The 18,443-nt window shown below is 73.4% G+C and carries 21 protein-coding genes and 1 pseudogene; 9 read left to right on the top strand and 13 right to left on the bottom strand.

The annotated features are described in order from the left end of the window. Positions 1–17: 17 nt before the first annotated feature. Positions 18–599 (top strand): annotated as a pseudogene (locus ACGFZW_RS23015) (RibD family protein); the annotation flags it as partial. A gap of 102 nt (positions 600–701) precedes the next feature. Here the strand turns inward: ACGFZW_RS23015 and ACGFZW_RS23010 are convergent. From ACGFZW_RS23010 to ACGFZW_RS22990, 5 genes are all read right to left on the bottom strand, one after another. Further along, positions 702–1,706, bottom strand: a complete 1,005-nt coding sequence (locus ACGFZW_RS23010) for a lysylphosphatidylglycerol synthase transmembrane domain-containing protein (RefSeq protein ID WP_393895059.1) — start codon at positions 1,704–1,706, stop codon at positions 702–704. After that, positions 1,706–2,623, bottom strand: coding sequence for an SAM-dependent methyltransferase (locus ACGFZW_RS23005; RefSeq protein WP_393895058.1), 918 nt, complete (start codon positions 2,621–2,623; stop codon positions 1,706–1,708). Before ACGFZW_RS23005 ends, ACGFZW_RS23010 begins: the two co-directional genes overlap by 1 nt. After that, positions 2,620–3,717 carry a glycosyltransferase family 4 protein gene (locus ACGFZW_RS23000; protein ID WP_393895057.1) on the bottom strand — a complete coding sequence of 366 codons (1,098 nt, stop codon included), beginning with the start codon at positions 3,715–3,717 and terminating at the stop codon, positions 2,620–2,622. The genes ACGFZW_RS23005 and ACGFZW_RS23000 overlap by 4 nt, the downstream gene beginning before the upstream one ends. 20 nt (positions 3,718–3,737) lie before the next feature. Further along, positions 3,738–4,136, bottom strand: a complete 399-nt coding sequence (locus tag ACGFZW_RS22995; RefSeq protein ID WP_393895056.1) for a 6-pyruvoyl tetrahydropterin synthase family protein — start codon at positions 4,134–4,136, stop codon at positions 3,738–3,740. An 86-nt stretch (positions 4,137–4,222) separates the two neighbouring features. Next, the gene (locus ACGFZW_RS22990) at positions 4,223–5,212 is read right to left on the bottom strand and encodes a zinc-binding alcohol dehydrogenase (RefSeq protein WP_393895055.1); all 990 of its coding nucleotides are present in this window, start codon (positions 5,210–5,212) and stop codon (positions 4,223–4,225) included. A gap of 112 nt (positions 5,213–5,324) precedes the next feature. Here ACGFZW_RS22990 and ACGFZW_RS22985 point away from each other — a divergent pair, with 112 nt between their 5' ends. Next, complete coding sequence (locus ACGFZW_RS22985; RefSeq protein ID WP_393895054.1) at positions 5,325–6,089, top strand: CDP-alcohol phosphatidyltransferase family protein; 765 nt, start codon at positions 5,325–5,327, stop codon at positions 6,087–6,089. A 15-nt stretch (positions 6,090–6,104) separates the two neighbouring features. Here ACGFZW_RS22985 and ACGFZW_RS22980 read toward each other — a convergent pair whose 3' ends face one another. From ACGFZW_RS22980 to ACGFZW_RS22970, 3 genes are all read right to left on the bottom strand, one after another. Then, positions 6,105–6,236 carry a DUF6126 family protein gene (locus ACGFZW_RS22980; protein WP_393895053.1) on the bottom strand — a complete coding sequence of 44 codons (132 nt, stop codon included), beginning with the start codon at positions 6,234–6,236 and terminating at the stop codon, positions 6,105–6,107. 328 nt (positions 6,237–6,564) lie between these two features. Then, complete coding sequence (locus tag ACGFZW_RS22975) at positions 6,565–6,930, bottom strand: ArsR/SmtB family transcription factor (protein WP_393895279.1); 366 nt, start codon at positions 6,928–6,930, stop codon at positions 6,565–6,567. Positions 6,931–6,977: 47 nt separating this feature from the next. Then, the gene (locus ACGFZW_RS22970; protein ID WP_393895052.1) at positions 6,978–7,235 is read right to left on the bottom strand and encodes a hypothetical protein; all 258 of its coding nucleotides are present in this window, start codon (positions 7,233–7,235) and stop codon (positions 6,978–6,980) included. A 180-nt stretch (positions 7,236–7,415) separates the two neighbouring features. Between ACGFZW_RS22970 and ACGFZW_RS22965 the strand changes: the two genes are divergently transcribed. From ACGFZW_RS22965 to ACGFZW_RS22955, 3 genes are all read left to right on the top strand, one after another. Further along, positions 7,416–7,790: a VOC family protein gene (locus tag ACGFZW_RS22965; protein WP_393895051.1), complete on the top strand. Its 375-nt coding sequence runs from the start codon at positions 7,416–7,418 to the stop codon at positions 7,788–7,790. A 208-nt stretch (positions 7,791–7,998) separates the two neighbouring features. Beyond that, positions 7,999–8,304: a hypothetical protein gene (locus tag ACGFZW_RS22960; protein WP_393895050.1), complete on the top strand. Its 306-nt coding sequence runs from the start codon at positions 7,999–8,001 to the stop codon at positions 8,302–8,304. After that, complete coding sequence (locus ACGFZW_RS22955) at positions 8,264–8,752, top strand: glutathione peroxidase (protein ID WP_393895049.1); 489 nt, start codon at positions 8,264–8,266, stop codon at positions 8,750–8,752. Before ACGFZW_RS22960 ends, ACGFZW_RS22955 begins: the two co-directional genes overlap by 41 nt. Before the next feature lie 75 nt (positions 8,753–8,827). Here the strand turns inward: ACGFZW_RS22955 and ACGFZW_RS22950 are convergent, their stop codons facing one another. The 3 genes from ACGFZW_RS22950 to ACGFZW_RS22940 form a co-directional block, all read right to left on the bottom strand. Continuing rightward, positions 8,828–9,280 carry an STAS domain-containing protein gene (locus tag ACGFZW_RS22950; RefSeq protein ID WP_393895048.1) on the bottom strand — a complete coding sequence of 151 codons (453 nt, stop codon included), beginning with the start codon at positions 9,278–9,280 and terminating at the stop codon, positions 8,828–8,830. A 292-nt stretch (positions 9,281–9,572) separates the two neighbouring features. Further along, a complete protein-coding gene (locus ACGFZW_RS22945) occupies positions 9,573–10,628 on the bottom strand; it encodes an aldo/keto reductase (protein WP_393895047.1) in 1,056 nt (351 codons plus the stop codon). Between the two features lie 158 nt (positions 10,629–10,786). Next, on the bottom strand, positions 10,787–12,130 hold the full coding sequence (locus ACGFZW_RS22940; RefSeq protein WP_393895046.1) for an SLC13 family permease: 1,344 nt from the start codon (positions 12,128–12,130) through the stop codon (positions 10,787–10,789). A 216-nt stretch (positions 12,131–12,346) separates the two neighbouring features. Between ACGFZW_RS22940 and ACGFZW_RS22935 the strand changes: the two genes are divergently transcribed. The 3 genes from ACGFZW_RS22935 (at position 12,347) to lnt (ending at position 16,546) form a co-directional block, all read left to right on the top strand. Continuing rightward, positions 12,347–14,320, top strand: a complete 1,974-nt coding sequence (locus ACGFZW_RS22935; protein ID WP_393895045.1) for an ABC transporter ATP-binding protein — start codon at positions 12,347–12,349, stop codon at positions 14,318–14,320. Between the two features lie 60 nt (positions 14,321–14,380). Further along, complete coding sequence (locus tag ACGFZW_RS22930) at positions 14,381–14,860, top strand: nuclear transport factor 2 family protein (RefSeq protein WP_393895044.1); 480 nt, start codon at positions 14,381–14,383, stop codon at positions 14,858–14,860. 156 nt (positions 14,861–15,016) lie between these two features. Further along, complete coding sequence (lnt, locus tag ACGFZW_RS22925) at positions 15,017–16,546, top strand: apolipoprotein N-acyltransferase (protein WP_393895043.1); 1,530 nt, start codon at positions 15,017–15,019, stop codon at positions 16,544–16,546. On the opposite strand, the gene ACGFZW_RS22920 is transcribed toward lnt, so the two are convergent. Beyond that, positions 16,518–17,423 (bottom strand): Gfo/Idh/MocA family protein, encoded by a 906-nt coding sequence (locus tag ACGFZW_RS22920; RefSeq protein ID WP_393895042.1) that lies wholly within the window; start codon positions 17,421–17,423, stop codon positions 16,518–16,520. The two genes, lnt and ACGFZW_RS22920, sit on opposite strands and share 29 nt — an antisense overlap. Continuing rightward, positions 17,420–18,226, bottom strand: a complete 807-nt coding sequence (locus tag ACGFZW_RS22915) for an FAD-dependent monooxygenase (protein WP_393895041.1) — start codon at positions 18,224–18,226, stop codon at positions 17,420–17,422. The genes ACGFZW_RS22920 and ACGFZW_RS22915 overlap by 4 nt, the downstream gene beginning before the upstream one ends. Before the next feature lie 24 nt (positions 18,227–18,250). Between ACGFZW_RS22915 and ACGFZW_RS22910 the strand changes: the two genes are divergently transcribed. After that, a complete protein-coding gene (locus tag ACGFZW_RS22910; protein ID WP_393895040.1) occupies positions 18,251–18,433 on the top strand; it encodes a hypothetical protein in 183 nt (60 codons plus the stop codon). Positions 18,434–18,443 lie beyond the last annotated feature (10 nt).

Genomic DNA, 18,443 nt, shown 5'->3' with positions numbered 1-18,443 from the left:
AGGCCGAGGCCGCCGGCATGGTCGCGGACGGGGAGGGCGGATGGCGGTGGGCGGCGCCCACCACCGCCGGGGCGGTGGAGCTGGCCGAGCGTTATCTGCCACTGTGCCTGGCGGGCCCCCGGCTGTCCTTCGCGCAGCTCGGGCAGAGCCTGGACGGCTTCATCGCGACACGCACCGGCGACGCGGACTACGTCACCGGCGCGGAGGACCGCACCCATCTGCACCGGCTGCGTGCGCTGGCGGACGCAGTGATCGTCGGGGCCGGTACGGCGGTCGCGGACGACCCGCGGCTGACGGTGCGGGCCTGCGCCGGGGACAACCCGGTGCGCGTGATACTCGATCCGCGCGGGCGGGTGCCGCGCGGGCACCAGGTGTTCACCGATGGTGCGGCGCCGACCCTGTGGCTGGTGGGGCAGCACGCGAACGGCGGGGACGCCGTGCACACCGGCCGGGAAGCCGACGCGTGCGGTGTGGAGACCATGGTCCTGCCCGACCCGGACGGGTTCGCCCCCGAGCGCCTGCTGGGGACACTCGCCCGGCGGGGCCTGGGGCGGGTGCTGGTCGAGGGCGGCGGCGTGACCGTGTCCCGCTTCCTGCGGGAGCGCTCGCTGCACCGGCTGTATCTCACCGTCGCCCCGGTCCTGCTCGGCGACGGCGTACCCGGCCTGCGGTTTCCCGGCACCCCCGTGATGCGGGACGCGCTACGACCGCCGCTGCGGCGCGCCGCACTCGGCGCGGACACCCTCTTCGAGCTCGACCTGCGGGACGGCGGAGCGCAGCCCGGCCACGCCTCGGACGATCAGTACGGCGGCGCCCGGCAGGCTCGCGGCGAAGGCGAGCACCCCGTAGATCACAGCGGCGGTGAGCCCCTGCGCCGCGCCTAACCCGGCCGCGCCGAAGGACCAGGCTGCGACGCCCTCCCGCGGGCCCCAGCCGCCGACGTTGAGCGGCACGGCCATGGCGAGCAGGGAGAGCACCACCAGCGGGAGCAGTACGGCCGGGGGCGCGGTCGCTCCTGCGACTCGGGCGGCGAGCAGGAACATCGCGAGGTAGCCGGCGAGGACCACCAGGGACGAGAGCACGACGCCGGGCCACACGCCGGGTGCGAGCAGCCCCCGGCGCGCCTCGGACAGCGCGGCGGCCGGCCCGCGGCGTCCGCGCGGGACGCCGCGCCGCCGGTGCAGCAGAACGGCCGTCACTCCCACCGCAGCGCACACCATCGCCGCCACCGGCGCGGCGCCGGGCGCCGAGAGGAGCTCGCGGATCCGTGCCCCGGCCGGGGACGGAGGGACGAGCAGCACCGCGCCTCCGACGGCGAGCAGGGCGACCTGGCCCGCGACCCGCTCCAGGAAGACCGCGCGGACACCTCGGCCGATGTCGCCTTCCGTACGGCCGTGTCGTACCGCGCGGTGGACGTCGCCCAGCACACCACCGGGCAGCGCCGCGTTCAGGAACAGGGCGCGGTAGTAGTCGGCGACGGCCCGGCCGAGCGGCAGCCGCAGGCCGAGTCCGCGGGCCACCAGGCACCAGCGCCAGGCGCTGCCCACCGTCGTCAGCAGGCCGAGGGCGAGGGCGGCCGACAGGGTGGCCGCGTCGACCCTGCGTACGCCGGCCAGGAAGGCGCCGGATCCCAGGTGCCACAGCAGCACTCCGAGGATCGCCATGCCTCCGAAGACCCTGAGCCACGCCCAGCGGGACCGGCTCATCAGCCGGTCCCGGTGACCGGCAGCGGTAGCGGTAGCGGTAGCGCCAGCAGATCGGTGTGGTGCACCGTGACACTCAACTCGCCCGCCGCGCAGGCCGCCAGGCGCCGCCGGAGGTAGGCGATCCCGCGCAGCGCGAGATCCGGCCGCTGCGCGACGGCCGCGCCGACCCAGCCGCGCAGCCAACTGGCCGTCAGCGCCGCTTCCGGGCCGCCGAGCCGCCACGGGCTCGACTGCGTCAGCACCGTGGCCCCGCGTCGCTCGAACGCCTCGGTGGCGGCGGCGATCGCGTCCGGACCGAGCAGCCGGCGCCCGCGGTCCGTACGGCGCTGGTGGTCGTTGAACGCCGCGGCGATCGCGGCGTCGAGCGGCTCCGACGGGGTGAGTTCGACCCGGCCGGTGACGGACAGCGTCAGCAGGGCCGGACACCCGGCCGCGACGCAGGTCGCGGCGAGGGCGTCCATCTCGTCGTGGGTCAGCAGGTCCAGCAGCGCGGAGGCGGTGAGCAGGGACGTGCCGGCGAGGGTGCCTGCGGTGAGGCCGGTGAGGTCGCCGCACTCGGTGGTGACCGTGACGGGCCTGCCGTTGGCGGCCGTTGAAGGCAACCGGTCACCGGCGCAGGCGAGCAGCGCGGGATCGTGGTCGTGCAGGATCCAGCGCTGCGGTCCTGGCAGTCGGACGGCGAGCCAGCGCCCCATGGAGCCGGTGCCGCAGCCGAGGTCACGGATCACCAGCTCGTGAGGGGCCGGCGCGGCTTCCGACGCGGGCCGCCCGGCCGGGGCCGGTGAGCTGCGCGGCAGCTGCGCGTTCAGCCGGGAGCGCAGCGGATGCAGCAGTTCCGGCGCGCGTGCGGCGGCGTCGGCGCGCTCCCGTAGGGCGAGCCACTCCGCGGCGAATCGAGGTGCGCCGACCGCGTTCATCCGGCGCTCCGGTGTGCGAGCCGAAGACCTTCCAGCACTTCGGCCAGATCGTGCGACGTCATCTCCCACCCCTCCAGCATGGCACGCCGCTGCTGGGCCGATTCCTTCAGCCTGCCGCGGAGTTCGCGATCGCCGAGCCAGGAGCGCAGCGCCGAGGCGAGGTCCTCGGGTGTGTCCGGCGCGACGAGGAGACCCGGCAGGCTGCCGTCGGGGGCCCGACCCATGGCTTCCGGGATGCCGCCGACCGCGGTCGCCAGCACCGGGGTCGCGCGGGCGAGCGCCTCGGTGACGACCATGCCGTAGGTCTCGGCGGACGACGTGAGCACCTCGAGGTCGGCGGTGGCGCGGCTCGCCTCCAACTCCGCGCCCGCCTGCGGGCCCGCGAGATGGACTCGGCCGCCGAGACCGAAGTCCACGATGTCCCGTCTCAGTTGGTCGACATACTCCTTCTCGCGCCGCAGCCCTCCGACGCAGACGCAGCTCCAGGGCAGGTCGGCGACGGCAGCGAGGGCCCGCACCAGGTTGTGCTGACCCTTGCGCGGGGTGACCGCGGCGACGCACAGCAGCCGGCCCGCACCGTCGGTTCCGGAAGCGCGCGGGGCCGGGTCCACGCCGGGGCGGGCGACACGGACGCGGGCGGCGGGGAGCCCGTGGTGGCCGATGATGCGACGTGCGGCCCACTCGCTGGTGGCCACGACGGCTTTCGCGGACCGCAGCGTTCGCCGCTCCTTGGCGTCCAGCTCGGCGGCCCGGTCCGCGGCGAGACCGGTCTCGTCGCCCAGGGGCAGATGCAGCAGGACGGCCGTCCGCAGCCGTGCGGCGGCCGGGACGACGACTTCGGGGACGCCACAGGCCACCAGCCCGTCGAGCAGGACCACGGCACCCTCCGGCAACGCGGCCAGGCGCCGGGCCAGTTCCTCACGGTCCGTCGCGTCCGGCAGCGGCCAGCTGCCGGATACGGCGTGGCGGTGCACCCGCCAACCGGCCGCCGGCAGACCGCGGCAGACCCGGCGGTCGTAGACGTTTCCGCCGCTGGGCGCCGCCGGGTCGTCGACGTCGCCGGGCAGGAAGAAGTGCACCACGCGCTCCGCCACCGCGGGGGCACCCCACCGGCTCACAGCGTCCGCTCGTAGCTCGCCCAGGCGATGTGTGACTCGTGCAGACTGACCGATATCCCGGCCAGCTCGCGGGCGCCCTCGCCGAGGTTGCCTGCGTGGACGCGGTCGGCCAGCCGGTCGGCGATAACCTTGGCCAGCGCCTCCGTCGAGGTGTTGATGCCGGCGAAGGCCGGTTCGTCGTCGAGGTTGCGGTAGTTGAGTTCGCCGATCACACCGCCGAGTTCCTGAGTGGCGAGGCCGATGTCGACGACGATGTTGTCCGCGTCGAGTTCGGCCCTGCGGAAGGTGGCGTCCACGACGTAGGTCGCGCCGTGGAGTCGCTGGGCGGGACCGAAGACGGCGCCACGGAAGCTGTGCGCGACCATCAGGTGATCGCGGACGGTGATGCTGAACACGGTGTTCCTCCAAGGGGAGTCGAGTGTGCCGGCCGGATCGGTTCCGGACCGGCGGACGTCCGTGGCAAGGGAGTTGGCCCGGCTTCCTACGCACCGCCGTCCGCGCTGTACCGGATGCGGTGGCACAGCGCGGGCAGGTCGCCGCCGGCGAGCCGGGGCAGCACCAGCGGCAGGTCCTCGAAGGCCGATTCGCCGGTGACCAGCGCGTCGAAGACGGGGTCGGCGAGCAGGTCGAGGGCGACCGCGAGCCGGTCGGCGAAGGTCCGGCGCGCCCCGCGGGCCGGGGAGACGGTGCCCACCTGACTGCTGCGCACCACCAGCCGGCGGGAGTGGAAGGACTCCCCCAGCGGCAGGCTCACCCGCCGGTCGCCGTACCAGCTCAGTTCGATGACCGTGCCCTCCGGGGCGAGCAGCTCCAGCGCCCGCGCCAGCCCCTCCTCGGTGGCGCTGGCGTGCACGACGAGGTCGCACTCGCCGAGGGCGTCCTCGGGCAGCGCGAAGCCGACGCCCAGCGCCTGTGCGATCCCGGCCCGCGCCGGGTCCGCGTCGACCAACTGCACCCGGACCGCCGGGAAACGGGCCAGCAGGGCCGCGACACTGCACCCGACCATCCCGGCGCCCACCACCGCGATCCGGTCGCCGAGCAGCGGTGCGGCGTCCCAGACGGCGTTCACCGCGGTCTCGACCGTGCCGGCCAGCACCGCCCTGGGCGCGGGCACGGAGTCCGGCACGGGGGTGACGGCGTCCGCCGGGACGACGTAGTGCGTCTGGTGCGGATAGAGACAGAAGACCGTACGGCCCAGCAACCGGCGCGGCCCTTCCTCGACCACGCCGACGTTGAGGTAGCCGTATTTGACGGGCCCGGGGAAGTCACCGTCCTGGAACGGCGCCCGCATCGTGCCGTACTGGCTGCGCGGCACGCCGCCCCGGAAGACCAGGGTCTCCGTCCCGCGGCTCACGCCGGAGCAGAGCGTGCGCACGAGCACCTCGTCGGGTCCGGGCCGCGGCAGTTCGACCGTCCGGATCTCGCCCTCCCCCGGGGCATTGAGCCAGAACGCGCGGGCGACTCGCGGCATCGGGACCCTCCTGGACGCAGCGACGCGCCCGTTCCGGAGAGCGGGCGATCTTGAAGGACGCCGTTACGATACGCGGCACTCATCGGCTCCGCCACAAGTCAGAGGAGGCACGGTGACCACGCAAATCCGCTACGGCACCCGGCCGTTCGCGCCCGACCTCGCACTCGGCGCCTGCGGGCAGCTGCTGTTGCTCGCCCTGCTGGGATGGACGGCCGGGTTGGGGCCCCTGGGGTGGGTGGCCGGCGGGGTGTACGCGGCGGCGACCTCGGCGCTGCTCACGCTCGCGCTGCGCCGCTCCTGGACGGGGCCCTTCGGCCCGGCCAACCGTGTCACCCTCACCCGTGCCGTGCTCGTGGGCGGGGTGACCGCGCTGGTCGCCGACTCCTTCGGCGGGCGGCCGCCTCTCGCGATACTGACCGGTCTGGCCACCGTCGCACTGCTCCTGGACGCGGCCGACGGCCAGGTCGCCCGCAGGACCGGGACGGCCAGCGCGCTGGGCGCACGCTTCGACATGGAGGTCGACGCCGTCCTCCTCCTGGTGCTCAGCGCGCACGTCGCGGGATCGGTCGGCGGGTGGGCCCTGAGCATCGGCGTCATGCGCTACGCGTTCGTCGCGGCCTCCTGGGTCCTGCCCTGGCTCCGCGGCGCCCTGCCGCCCCGGTTCGCCCGCAAGACGGTGGCGGCGCTGCAGGGCATCGTGCTGGTCGTCGCGGGTGCCGGGGTGCTGCCACGGCCGGCGGCGGGCACCGCGGTGGCTGTGGCGCTGGGGCTCCTCGTGTGGTCGTTCGGCCGCGATGTGGCCTGGCTGTGGCGGGCCGGGGCGAGCGGGCGGAGCCCTTCGGAGGTCGACCGGGGATACGGGACGCCGTCGTCGTGACGTCCGGTGCGACCGCTATGTGCCGGCGTGCCGACCCAGGTAGACGACCAGCGCCAGAAAGACGAGCACGAGGTGGGTGACGACGATGGTGAGCAGGATCCGGCGCCACCTGCTGCGCCGCACCGCCTGCCGGGACGGCAGAGTCACGCCGGACAGCCTCGCCAACTGCGCCCCGGGACGAACCGCCGTCCAGCGGCCCCTCGGCCCGAAGCACCGTGGCGCCGTGCGGTGGCGAAGGGCGAGGTCCGGGCAGGTGCGCCCCGTGGAGCGGCGCGGGCCACGGCCGTGCGGGCGACCTCGGCAGGGCCGTGCGCCGGGCCCGGTCGCCGGGGGTATGCAGGTGCGGGAGCGGACCGCCCGCCAGGGCGGGGGCCCCTTACGCCTCGATGGGCCGGCCATACGCGTCACCCGGCTCCGTCATCGGACGGCAGGGAGGCGCCCCGCCGGACCAGGGCTGTCGTGCGGACAGCGTGCGTCATGACACCACCCCCACGCCGGGCGCCGTCGTCACCGTGTCGGCCGGCGCCACCTCGCGCGGCGCCGGGACGCCACCGGCCTCGGCCTCCCGCAGCTCGGCCAGCAGGGCGTGCTGCCCGGTGAGGACGTCGCTGAGGATCCGCCGCGCGGCGCGCATCAGCTCCGCGACGTCACCGCCGGCGAGTTCGTAGACCACGGTGGGGCCGGTGCGGGTGGCCGTCACGATGCCCGAGCGGCGCAGCACCGCCAGTTGCTGGGACAGCGCGGAGGGCTCCACCTCGATCGCGGCGAGCAGGCTGCGCACCGGCAGCGGCCCGTCCTGCAGCAGCTCCAGCACCCGGATCCGGACGGGGTGCCCCAGCATCCGGAAGAATTCGGCTTTCGCCTGGTAGAGGGGGATCTGTGCGCCGTTCACGCCCCTGCCCCGTCTCCCGGATCGCCCTCGTCCCCCGGTTCGTCTCCGGGCGCCGGGCCCGGGTCGACGTCGACACTGCGAGCCACCCGCACCGCGTCGTCCAGCTCGTCCTCGGCCACGGCCAGCGCGTATGCGTCACCCGAGGCCCGCGCCTCCTCGACCGCGGCTCGCGCTGCTCGCACCCGTTCCCGTACCGACTCGGCGAAACCGCCCACGCATGCCTCCGCATTCAGGCCGACCGGCCGTCGCGTCACCTGTTGAATTGCAGAATTCTGCAACTGTAAACGACGGCGGTCCACGATTTCGTGCGGGAGCGGCGGAACGGATGCCTGCGGGGCGACGCCTCGCCGCCGGGAAGGTCGCCGGCGGCCGTCCCGTCGTCCGACGGCACAATGGATTGGACACCCCGGCCCGCCAACTACAAAGTGACGCGCATGACTTCACTCGTACGCCACATCACCATCGACTGCACCGACGCCTACCGCCTCGGATCGTTCTGGGCCTCCGTTCTGGACGGCTCGCTGGCCTCGGACGATCTGCCGGGCGATCCGGAGGCGACGGTCACGGCCGCGGGCAGCGCTCTGCTGTTCGTGACAGTGCCCGAAGGGAAGACCGTGAAGAACCGCGTCCACGTCGACCTCCAGCCGCAGGACCGCAGCCGGGACGCGGAGGTCGAACGGCTGCTGGCACTGGGGGCGTCCCTGGTTGCCGACCACCGCAGGGGCGACGGCACCGGCTGGGTCACGCTGGCCGACATCGAGGGCAATGAGTTCTGCGTGGAACGCAGCGCGAGCGAGCGGAGCGGCTGACCGGCCGACGCCGGACGGCCGGCGTTCGAGGAGGCCGAGCGGGCCTGTGTGTCGGGGAGCGCACGGGGTTGCCCAGGCAGGCGGAACGGCCGGCGGTCGCCGGCTTCGCTGGAACGTATCTTCTGACCTTCACCGCCGCAGGGGCATCTGAGGCCCGTCCAGGCCGCGTCCCGCAACCAGCGAGCCCGTCCTCGGGTTGAGTCCGGGCATGGACGCCAAGCAGCCCGCGGGTCACCCCTTCCAGCGCCTCACGCTTCCGCACCAGTCTCCGCCGCCCCCGCCTCCGCAGGCCCGGCGGCCCCCTGAGGAGGCGACCCCGATCTTCGATCAGCTGCTCAAGGAGTGGCGCGCCGGGGCGCTGCGCCCGGTGGTTTCCTGGCCGGTGGACGAACCGGGGAAGATCAAGCCCGGTGCCGCTGTTGGCACCGATGACGGACGTCCCTATCCGCGCAACCGCATTGAGGAGCATGACCGTGAGCCTGTACGACATCCCGCTGCGCACCCTGACCGGTGAGCCCGCCTCGCTCGCCGACTACCGCGGCAAGGCGCTGCTGGTGGTCAACGTGGCGTCCAAGTGCGGGCTGACCCCGCAGTACTCCGGGCTGGAGCGCCTCCAGGAGCGCTACGCGGACCGGGGCTTCAGCGTGCTCGGCTTCCCCAGCAACCAGTTCGCCGGCCAGGAGCCGGGCACGGCCGAGGAGATCGCGACGTTCTGCTCGGCGACGTACGGCGTCAGCTTCCCGCTGTTCGAGAAGACCGACGTCAACGGCGCGGACCGGCACCCGCTCTACGAGCGGCTCACCACCCACGAGGACGCCGAGGGGGCGGCCGGTGAGGTGCAGTGGAACTTCGAGAAGTTCCTCGTCGACCACCAGGGAGAGGTCGTGGGCCGTTTCCGGCCACGCACCGAGCCGGAGGCCGATGAGGTCGTCACCGCCATCGAGGCCGCCCTGCCCGCCTGATCCGCGGCTGGCCACCGGGCCGGCCCGTGTCCCGGACCGGCCCGGCGCCGGCACGGCCCGCCGAAGGGCCGGGCGTCACCCGACCGCGGTCCCGGCGATGTCCGTGACGCCGACGATCACACCGGCGCGGCCGGGGGCGAGGTCGGGCACCGCGCGTCGCGCCGCGCGAAGGGCGTCGGCCACGACGTGATCCGGCACGATCACGAAGTCCTCGCCGACTCCCGTCAGACGCAGCAGCCGCATGACGCTGTCGCTCTCGGCGACGCCGGCCAGGCGCAGCAGGCCACCGCGCTCGCGCGCCCGGTGGCGGGCGCGGCACAGCAGGGACAGGCCGGCGCAGTCGATGAAGGTCACCGCGCGCAGATCGAGCACCAGGTCGGGGCGGCGGTGGCCGGTCAGGTCGTCCAGCCGCTCGGACAGCTTGCCCGCGGCGAAGATGTCCAGCTCACCACAGAGTTCCAGTACGGTGACCGCGCCGGTTTCGTGGATCCGCCCGGCGAAACCTCGGCAGTCCTGACCTTCGTCCATCGGCCCGACCCACTTTCGTGCCTGGCGCGCGGGTATGGCCACGCGCGGTGCGGCGGAGGCATACGGAAGGTGAGGGGAGCGCCCGGCGCGATCCGGTCCGGTGAGGTGCGGACGTACCCGGGTCGTCGACTGTGCCCTTACGTGTCTACGGCTTACCCCTCGGCCGCGCGATCGAGACCCGGCCGGGAGCCTGTAAAGAAGTTGTCTCAAAATCGCCCTCGCCTGCGGAGTGCTTCGCGGCCGGCCGCCCCGGTGCCGGGTCCGCGGCGACCGGGCTGCGTGCGCTCGTGCGTCAGCGGATCTCGCTGGTCGTCCGGCGGTAGGTGGAACGCCGGTCCTCGATGTCGGCCCAGCGGTCGCCGTAGACGTTCCGCGTGATGCCGGGCTCCCGCAGGAAGTCGTGCGGGAAGCCGAGCGGCACCGCGCTCGCCGCGTCCAGCCGCTTGACGGCATCGTCGTCGAGCGTGACATCGACGGCGGCGAGGTTGTCGGTCAGCTGGCTCTCCTTGGTCGCGGCGATGATCGGGATGATGTTGCCCGGGCGGCTCCGCAGCCAGGCGAGCGCCACCTGCGCCGGGCTCCAGCCGCCCTGCTCTGCGACCTCCAGCACGGCGGTGATGATCTCGTCCTCGTTGCCGGCCGCCGCACCCGCTCCCACGGTGTCGAGGCGGCCCGTCCCGCCGCGGCGGTACTTGCCGGTGAGCTTGCCTCCCGCCAGCGGACTCCACGCCAGGACGGCCAGGTCGAAGGCCCTGGCCTGCGGCAGCAGTTCGCTCTCCGGGGTCCGCTCCAGCAGGTTGTAGAGCAGCTGCGAGCCCGCGAAGGCGGTCCAGCCGCGCAGCTCGGCGAGGGTGTTGGCCTGCGCGATCTCCCAGGCGGGCCAGTCGGAGACACCGATGTAGTGGGTCTTGCCCGCCCGTACCAGGTCATCGAGCGCCCGCATGACCTCCTCGACGGGGGTGAAGTTGTCGCGGGCGTGCACCCAAAGGATGTCGAGGTGATCGGTGCGCAGCCGGTCGAGGCTCTCCTCAACCGAGCGCACCAGGTTCTTGCGGTGGTTGCCTGCGGCGTTCACATCACCCTCACGGGTCGCGCAGGTGTACTTGGAGGCCAGCACGAAACGGTCCCGGCGGCCGTCGAGCAGTTCCCCGAGGATCTTCTCCGAGCTGCCGTCGGTGTAGTTGTTGGCGGTGTCGATGAAGTTGCCGCCGGCCTCCGCGTAGGCGTCGAGGATCCGTCCGCTGGTCTCCTTGGCTGCGCCCCAGCCCCAGTCGTCGCCGACGGTCATGGCACCAAGGCTCAACTCGCTGACCCGCAGGCCGGTCTTGCCGAACAGTGTGTACCGCACGATGTTCCCCTTCGGTCAGGTCGTGCCCCGGACGCTACGAGTTGGAGCGCTCTTCAAGGCAAACCGGCGGGCGCGCGGACGCTTCGGCCCCCTGCCCTGCCGTCACGGTCTCAGCGGGTAGGTGGTGATCGGCCGTCAGCAGGGCCGGGCGACGGACCTCAGGTGCCGATGACGCGCAGGCCGGCCCAGAGCGCCACCGTGGACGCGGCCAGCGTCACCGGGACGGTCAGCAGCCCGAGGCGGGTGAAGGACTTGAGGTCCGGGGCCGCGCCGTGACCGTGCAGGATGCGCCGCCACAGGAGGGTGGCGAGAGAGCCGACATAGGTCAGGTTCGGGCCGATGTTCACGCCGATGAGCACCGCCAGCACCGGTCCCGCACCTGACTGTGCCGCGAAGGGCAGCAGCGCGAGGACCGCGGGGAGGTTGTTGATCAGGTTCGCCAGCAGGGCCGCGAACGCGGCGAGTCCGAGCAGCGCGGGCAGCGAAGCGCCGTCCGGCAGCAGCCGGTCCACGGCCTCTCCCAGCCCGTTGTCGACGACGGCCTGGACCACGACGCCCAGAGCAAGGACGAACACGCAGAACAACGGGTTGGCGGCCTCGACCAAGTCCCTCGGGGTGGTCTCCTTGCGGCGCAGCGCGCGGGCCGCGAGAACGAGCGCGCCGGCCAGCGCCGCCCAGGCGGGGTTCAGTCCGGCGAAGGAGCTGACCACGAAGCCGCCGAGGGTGAGGGAGAGGACCACCAGGGCGAAGACCGGCAGGGGCGGCGGCGCCGGCAGGGCCGCCGAGGGCGGCAGATGGGCCGGGGCGGTGAGCAGGTCGGGGGCCGGGGCGGCCACAGGGGTTTCCGGAAGGCCGCCCGTCCGGCCCGAGGTCCCGTCGTCCGCCGCGAGTTCCCTGGCGAAGTAGCCGCGGAAGACGACGTACTCGACGGCGACGGCCACCAGCCACGGCAGCGCCATCAGGGCCGCGAAGCGTGTGAAGGACAGCCCGGCGGCCCCCAGCGCCAGCAGGTTGGTGAGGTTGGAGACCGGGAGCAGCAGCGACGCGGAGTTCGCCAGGTGGGCACAGGCGTAGAGGTGGGGTCGCGGGCGCGCGCCTGCGCGGTTGGCGGTGGCCAGCACCACCGGCGTCAGCAGCACCACCGTCGCGTCGAGGCTGAGCACCGCCGTCACCACCGCGGCCAGGACGAACACCCCGGCGAGCAGACGGCGCGGCCGGCCCGTGCACAGCCGTGCCAGCGCCGCACCGGCCGCTTCGAAGAGGCCCTCGCGCGCGCAGAGATACGCAAGGGCCAGCACCGCGGCGAGAAAGCCCACCACCGGAAGCAGGCTGTGCACCTGGGACCAGGCGTCGGACAGCGGGACCGCGCCGAGCAGCACGACGATCACCGCGGCGGGCACCGCGGCGACCGCCTCGGAGGCGCCGCGCGGCCGCTGCACGGCGAATACCAGCACCCCCAGCAGCAGAAGGACGGACAGGGTCTCGGCGATGGCGGTGCTCACCACCGCACGCTATCGGCCGCGGGGCCGCCGGCCGACGTTGCCCCTGGCGACATCGGACGACCGTGGCCGGGGGGGGGCTGCTGGTCCGTGCGGGTGCGCGGGAGGGTGACCGATCGGGAATCCCTTGACCTCAACATTGGTTTAGGTCCTAGTTTCCTTTCATGTCGCCGGTCAGTCACGGCGATGCCGTGACACCACGACACACAGGAGGCCGCGATGGACATGGAAGTCACCGCCTGGCATTCGCTGCACAGCACGATGACCGCGCAGCAGGACAGGCGCCCCTTCTCCCGGGGGACGCTGCGCCGCATCCTGAAGTTCGCCCGCCCGCACCGGCGTCAGCTGGTGTGGTTCCTGATCCTCAGCACCCTCACCGCGATGCTCGCGGTGGCCACCCCGCTCCTGGCGGGACACGTGGTCGACACCATCGTCAACGGCGACTCCTCCTCCGTCGTCCTCGGCCTCTCCGGCCTGATCGCCGCCATCGCGGTCGCCGAGGCCGGCCTCGGCCTGCTGACCCGTTGGCTGTCCGCGACCATCGGTGAGGGGCTGATCCTCGATCTGCGCACCACCGTGTACGACCACGTGCAGCGGATGCCGGTGGCGTTCTTCACCCGCACACGCACCGGAGCCCTGGTCAGCCGCCTCAACAACGATGTGATCGGCGCCCAGCGGGCGTTCAGCGACACCCTGTCCGGGGTCGTGAGCAACATCGTGACGCTGCTGCTCACCCTGGTGGTGATGCTCAGCCTGTCGTGGCAGATCACCCTGATCGCGCTCGTCCTGCTGCCGGTGTTCGTGCTGCCCGCACGCCGGGTGGGCCGCAGGCTCGCGGGCCTGCGGCGCGAGGGCGCCGACCACAACGCCGCCATGGGCACCCAGATGACCGAACGCTTCTCCGCGCCGGGCGCCACCCTCGTCAAGCTGATGGGCCGTCCGTCCCGCGAGTCCGCGGAATTCGCCTCGCGGGCCCGGCGGGTGCGGGACATCGGCGTCCGCTCCGCGATGGTGCAGACGTACTTCGTCACCGCCCTGACCCTGGTCTCCGCCCTTGCGCTGGCAGTCGTCTACGGGCTGGGCGGGTTCTTCGCCCTGCGCGGGCAGCTGGAAGCCGGCGCGATCGTCTCGCTCGCCCTGCTGCTGACCCGGCTCTACGCCCCGCTGACCGCACTGTCCGGAGCGCACATCGAGGTGATGAGCGCCCTGGTGAGCTTCGAGCGGGTCTTCGAGGTACTCGACCTCGAACCGCTGATCACCGAAAAGCCGGACGCCCGCCCGGTGCCCGACGGGCCGGTTTCGGTGGAATTCGACTCCGTACGCTTCGCCTACCCCTCCGCCGACAAGGTCTCGCTGGCCTCACTGGAGGAGGTCGCCACCCTCGACACGCGCGGCGGCGAGGAAGTGCTGCACGACATCTCCTTCCGCGCCGAAGCGGGCCAAATGGTGGCACTTGTCGGCTCCTCAGGCGCCGGCAAGTCGACCATCGCCCAACTCCTGCCTCGCCTGTACGACACCGACTCCGGCACGATCCGGCTGGCCGGGGAGGACGTCCGCGACCTGACCGCCGCCTCGCTGCGCGACACCCTGGGCATGGTCACCCAGGACGGGCACCTCTTCCACGACTCCCTCCGCGAGAACCTGCTGCTGGCCAAGCCGGAGGCGGCCGAGGAGGAGCTGTGGGACGCCCTGCGCCGCGCCCGGCTAGAGGAGCTGATCCGTTCGCTCCCCGACGGCCTGGACACCGTCGTCGGCGAACGCGGCTACCGCCTCTCCGGCGGTGAGCGCCAGCGGCTGACGATCGCCCGGCTGCTGCTCGCACACCCCCGGGTCGTCATCCTGGACGAGGCCACCGCCCACCTGGACAGCACCTCGGAGGCGGCGGTGCAGGAAGCCCTGACCGAGGCGCTGGCCGGCCGGACGGCGGTGGTGATCGCCCACCGGCTGTCGACCGTGCGGGCCGCCGACCTGATCCTGGTCGTCGAGGGCGGGCGGATCGTCGAGCGCGGGACGCACCGGACGCTGCTCGCCGCCGACGGGCGCTACGCGCAGCTCCACCGGACCCAGTTCTCGGCCACCGACTTTGATGCCGGGCCCGGCCAGGAGTCCGCAGCGAGCACCGCACCGACCGCCCACGGCTCCGATCGTGACTCCGGCCCGGAACAGGTCAAGGAGACCGCGCTGGTGCCGTGACGCCGCGCCGGTCGGCCCCCGCCTCTTGGCGGGGGCCTCGCCATGCCGAAAACTGAGGCGATGACGCAGCGCGCGGAACACTCGACTGTCATGGACCGCCTCGCGATCGACGATCTGATCACCGGCTACGCCATCGCCGTGGACGACGGCGACTGGCCCGCCTACCTGGCCCTGTTCACCCCGGACGGCCGGGCCGACTACCGGTCCGCCGGCGGGATCGAGGGCACCGTCGAGGAGATCGCGACCTGGCTCGCCGACACCCTGCGCCTCTTCTCCGTACGCCAGCACCTCATCGTCAACCGCCGGATCCGTGTGGGGTCGCTCGACGGCGCGAGCGGCGACACCGCCACGGTCCAGACCGACTATCTCAATCCGATGCGCCTGACCGGCACCGCGGCGGACGGCGACGGCGGTCCCACCGCCCCCAACTTCACCTGCGCGGGCCGCTACGCGTTCACCGCCCGCCGCACCCCGGACGGCTGGCGGCTGAGCGGCGTCGTCGTCCACGAGAAGTGGCGGCAGGTGCCTCCCGCCGCCTGATCGGCCCACCGCAGTGCCCGCACCACGCACCGCTCGGGGCGCGGATCACCGTGGTGGCTGCGCGAATCAGCCATCTCCGCCGGGGCACCCTGTTCATGATCGGCCCGTCCGCGCACACTGACCGTCCGGCTCACGGCCCCGCCAACAGGGAGACGCATGCACAGACCGCTCGGCCATCCGGCGCGGTGGCTCGGCTCCCCCTGGTCGCGCGGCGCCGCCGCGACGCTCGCCGGGGCGCTGCCCGCGCTCACCTTCCCCGCGCCGTCGTGGTGGTGGCTGGCGTATGTGGCGCTCGTTCCCTGGCTGCTGCTGGTGCGCAGCGCCCCGACGCGCGGCCGGGCGGCACTGGAGGGCTGGCTGGGCGGCGCCGGGTTCATGCTCTCCGTCCATCATTGGCTGCTGCCGAGCCTGCACGTCTTCATCCTCGTGCTGGCCCTGTTCCTCGGCGCTCTGTGGGCACCGTGGGGGCTGCTGGTCCGTCAGCTGCTGTCGGGCGCGCCCGGCGCGAGGCGCCGCGCCGCGGCCCTGGTGCTGGTGCCTTCGGGCTGGCTGATGGTCGAACTGGTCAGGTCCTGGGAAGGATTGGGCGGTCCGTGGGGGCTGCTGGGCGCGAGCCAGTGGCAGCTGCCACCCGCTTTGCGGCTCGCGTCGATCGGCGGCGTATGGCTGCTGAGCCTGCTGATCGTCGCGGTGAACACCGCTGTCGCCGAGCTGATCGCCCGGCCGGCGGCCTGGCGGCCTGCCGTCGCCGGCCTCTTGGTCTGCGCCCTCGCCACCACCGCGGCCTGGTACGAAGCCCCCGTCCCCCGGACCGCCGGTACGGTGCGCGTCGCGGTGGTCCAGCCGGGTGTCGCCGGCGGCCCCCGAGGCCGGCTGGAGCGGAGTGAAGAGCTCACCCGCGCGCTGGCGGGCCGCGGAGTACGCCTCGTCGTCTGGGGCGAGAGCAGCCTCAACAGGGATCCGGCGGACCATCCAGCACTCGCCGCCCGGCTCGCCGCCCTGTCCCGGCGCACCGGCGCCGAGCTGCTCGTCAACGCCGACGCACCGCACGCCGGTGGGCCGGGCATCTACAAGAGCGCGGTGCTGATCGGACCTGACGGCCCGACCGGTGACCGGTACGCCAAGATGCGGCTGGTGCCCTTCGGTGAGTACATCCCGGCCAGATCCCTCCTGGGCTGGGCGACACAGGTCGGCAAGGCCGCCGCGACCGACCGGCTGCGGGGCGCACGCCCGGAGCTGATCCCCGTCGCCACGGCGGGCGGTCTGCGCATCGGCCCGCTGGTGTGCTTCGAGACGGCCTTTCCCGACATGAGCCGCCGGCTCGCGCAGAACGGTGCGCGCGTGCTGGTCGCCCAGTCCTCGACCTCGACGTTCCAGAACAGCTGGGCGCCCGACCAGCACGCCTCGCTCGCCGCGCTGCGGGCGGCGGAGAGCTGGCGGCCGATGGTGCACGCCACGCTCACCGGTGTCAGTGCGGTGTACGGCCCGCGCGGTGAGCCCGTCGGTGGACGGCTGGGCACCGACCGGGCCGCGGCCGCCGTGTACGACCTGCCGCTGGCGGAAGGCACCAGCCCGTACACCCGGTTCGGCGACTGGGCGGTGTACGGCGCGGTGGCCGCGCTGCTGGTTGCCGCCGGGATCGGGGGACTTCGGGCGCTCAGACGGCCTGCGCGAGCGCCTCGGTGATGACGCGTTCGCACAGTTCGTGGGTGCGCAGCGCGTCCTGGGCGGACGGTCGGCGACCGGCCCGGATGTCGTCCAGGAAGGCGAGGACGATCTGCTCGATGCCGCGCTGACGGGCGACCGGCACCCAGTCCCCGCGCCGGCGCACGCTCGGCTGCCCCTTGTGGTCGATGACCTCGGCGAGGTTCACGACCTGGCGCTTGGTGTCCTGGCCGGAGACGTCGAGGAGCTCCTCCGCTGAGCCGCTCAGGCGGTTCATGGTGCCGATGGCGGTGAATCCGTCGCCGGAGAGCTGCAGCACGACATGCTGCATCAGCCCGTCGCGGATCCTGGCGCGCACGTCGACGTGCTCGATCTCGCCGGGGAGCAGGAAGCGCAGCGTGTCGACGACATGGATGAAGTCGTCAAGCACCAGCGTGCGCGGGTCCTCGGGCAGGCCGATGCGGTTCTTCTGCATCAGGATCAGATCGCGGGCGTGCTCCAGGCACTGGGCGTAGCCGGGTGCGAAGCGCCGGTTGAAGCCGACGGCCAGCCCGACGCCCCGGTCCTCCGCCAGCTGCACGATCCGCTGCGACTCGGCGAGTTCGTAGGCGATCGGCTTGTCGACATAGGTCGGCACACCGGCGTCGATCAGCCGGGTCACGATCTCGGGGTGCACGGCGGTCGGCGCGTGCACGAACGCGGCGTCGAGGCCCGCGGAGAGGAGCGAGTCCAGGTCGGTGTGGAGCTGGTCCGCCGCCAGCCGGTGTGTGCCGCCGACCCGTTCGAGGGTGGCGGGGGTGCGGGTCTGCAGGTGCAGTTCCACACCGGGCTGCGCGCCCAGTACGGGGAGATACGCCTTCTGGGCGATGTCTCCGAGTCCGATGCAGCCGACCTTCACTCGTGCTCCTTGGGTAGTACCGCGGTCCGGGTGCCCCGCGTGCCGGAAGCATACGTGCCCTCCGGCGGCCGCCAGTCGGCGATGCCGTCGAAGCTGCGCAGCGCCGGATCCGGTGCGAGACGGCCCGCGGCGGCCAGCAGCGCGGCGCGCAGCGCGCAGGCCGGCCGGGAACGCCAGGTGGTCAGCCGGCCGAGTCGCTCCGAGCGGCGCACCACGTCCATGGTGCGCGGCAGCCGCGCTCTCGTGTAGGCGGCGAGGGCGACGCCGAGACCGTCCTGCGAGGCGACCTCGTGGGCCGGCACGACGGCGTCCTCGATCGCCTGGCAGCCGCCCTGCCCGAGGTTCGGGGTCATGGGGTGCACGGCGTCGCCGAGGAGCGCGAGCCGCCCGCGGTGGAAGGCGGGCGGCGCAGCGGCAGCGGTGTACACGTCGTTGCGGAGCACCGCGGCCGGGTCGACGGTGCCCAGGAGCGCGGGGATGGGGTCGTGCCAGTCGCCGAAGCGGCGCAACAGCTCGGCCCGTTCGCCGTCGGCTGCCCGCCCTCCGGGAGGCACGGCCGCGGTCGCATAGGCGTAGACGCGCCCGTCGTACAGCGGGACGGTGCCCCAGACGCCGCCCGGTCCCCAGGTCTCACCGGCCGGAAACGGGCGGTCGGGGGCGGGGACCACGAAGCGCCAGGCGGTGTAGCCGGCGTAGCGGGGTTCGGGGAGGCCGGGAAAGAGCTCGCGACGGGCGGCGGAGCGGATGCCGTCGGCGGCCACGACGAGATCGGCGGTCAGTTCCTCGTCGCCCTGCACGCGCACGCGGGCCGGGCCTTCCGGGAGCCGATGATCGCCCTCCTGACGGCGGCCGGCTCCACCGATCCCGAACGGCACGCGCAGAACGTGATCGCCTGGTGCGACGGCGCGATGTTCTCCTGCACCGCGGGGCAGTACCAGGCGTCCGTCCCCACGCGCGACGCGCTGCGCACGTCCTGCACGGAGCTCCTGGTCGGCATGCTGAACCGCTAGGCCACGGCGG

The organism is Streptomyces sp. NPDC048248 (assembly GCF_043201875.1).
In the GTDB taxonomy this organism is placed as follows: domain Bacteria; phylum Actinomycetota; class Actinomycetes; order Streptomycetales; family Streptomycetaceae; genus Streptomyces.
Note: the sequence above shows the minus strand (reverse complement) of the source record. Positions and strands in the feature narration are given on the sequence as shown.

Excerpts from the sequence above, each read along its gene's own strand:
- ACGFZW_RS23010 (WP_393895059.1), bottom strand. The coding sequence starts at position 1,706 with ATGAGCCGGTCCCGCTGGGCGTGGCTCAGGGTCTTCGGAGGCATGGCG.
- ACGFZW_RS23005 (WP_393895058.1), bottom strand. The coding sequence starts at position 2,623 with ATGAACGCGGTCGGCGCACCTCGATTCGCCGCGGAGTGGCTCGCCCTA.
- ACGFZW_RS22990 (WP_393895055.1), bottom strand. The coding sequence starts at position 5,212 with ATGCCGCGAGTCGCCCGCGCGTTCTGGCTCAATGCCCCGGGGGAGGGC.
- ACGFZW_RS22975 (WP_393895279.1), bottom strand. The coding sequence starts at position 6,930 with ATGCTGGGGCACCCCGTCCGGATCCGGGTGCTGGAGCTGCTGCAGGAC.
- ACGFZW_RS22965 (WP_393895051.1), top strand. The coding sequence starts at position 7,416 with ATGACTTCACTCGTACGCCACATCACCATCGACTGCACCGACGCCTAC.
- ACGFZW_RS22960 (WP_393895050.1), top strand. The coding sequence starts at position 7,999 with ATGGACGCCAAGCAGCCCGCGGGTCACCCCTTCCAGCGCCTCACGCTT.
- ACGFZW_RS22950 (WP_393895048.1), bottom strand. The coding sequence starts at position 9,280 with ATGGACGAAGGTCAGGACTGCCGAGGTTTCGCCGGGCGGATCCACGAA.
- ACGFZW_RS22935 (WP_393895045.1), top strand. The coding sequence starts at position 12,347 with ATGGACATGGAAGTCACCGCCTGGCATTCGCTGCACAGCACGATGACC.
- ACGFZW_RS22930 (WP_393895044.1), top strand. The coding sequence starts at position 14,381 with ATGACGCAGCGCGCGGAACACTCGACTGTCATGGACCGCCTCGCGATC.
- lnt (WP_393895043.1), top strand. The coding sequence starts at position 15,017 with ATGCACAGACCGCTCGGCCATCCGGCGCGGTGGCTCGGCTCCCCCTGG.
- ACGFZW_RS22910 (WP_393895040.1), top strand. The coding sequence starts at position 18,251 with ATGATCGCCCTCCTGACGGCGGCCGGCTCCACCGATCCCGAACGGCAC.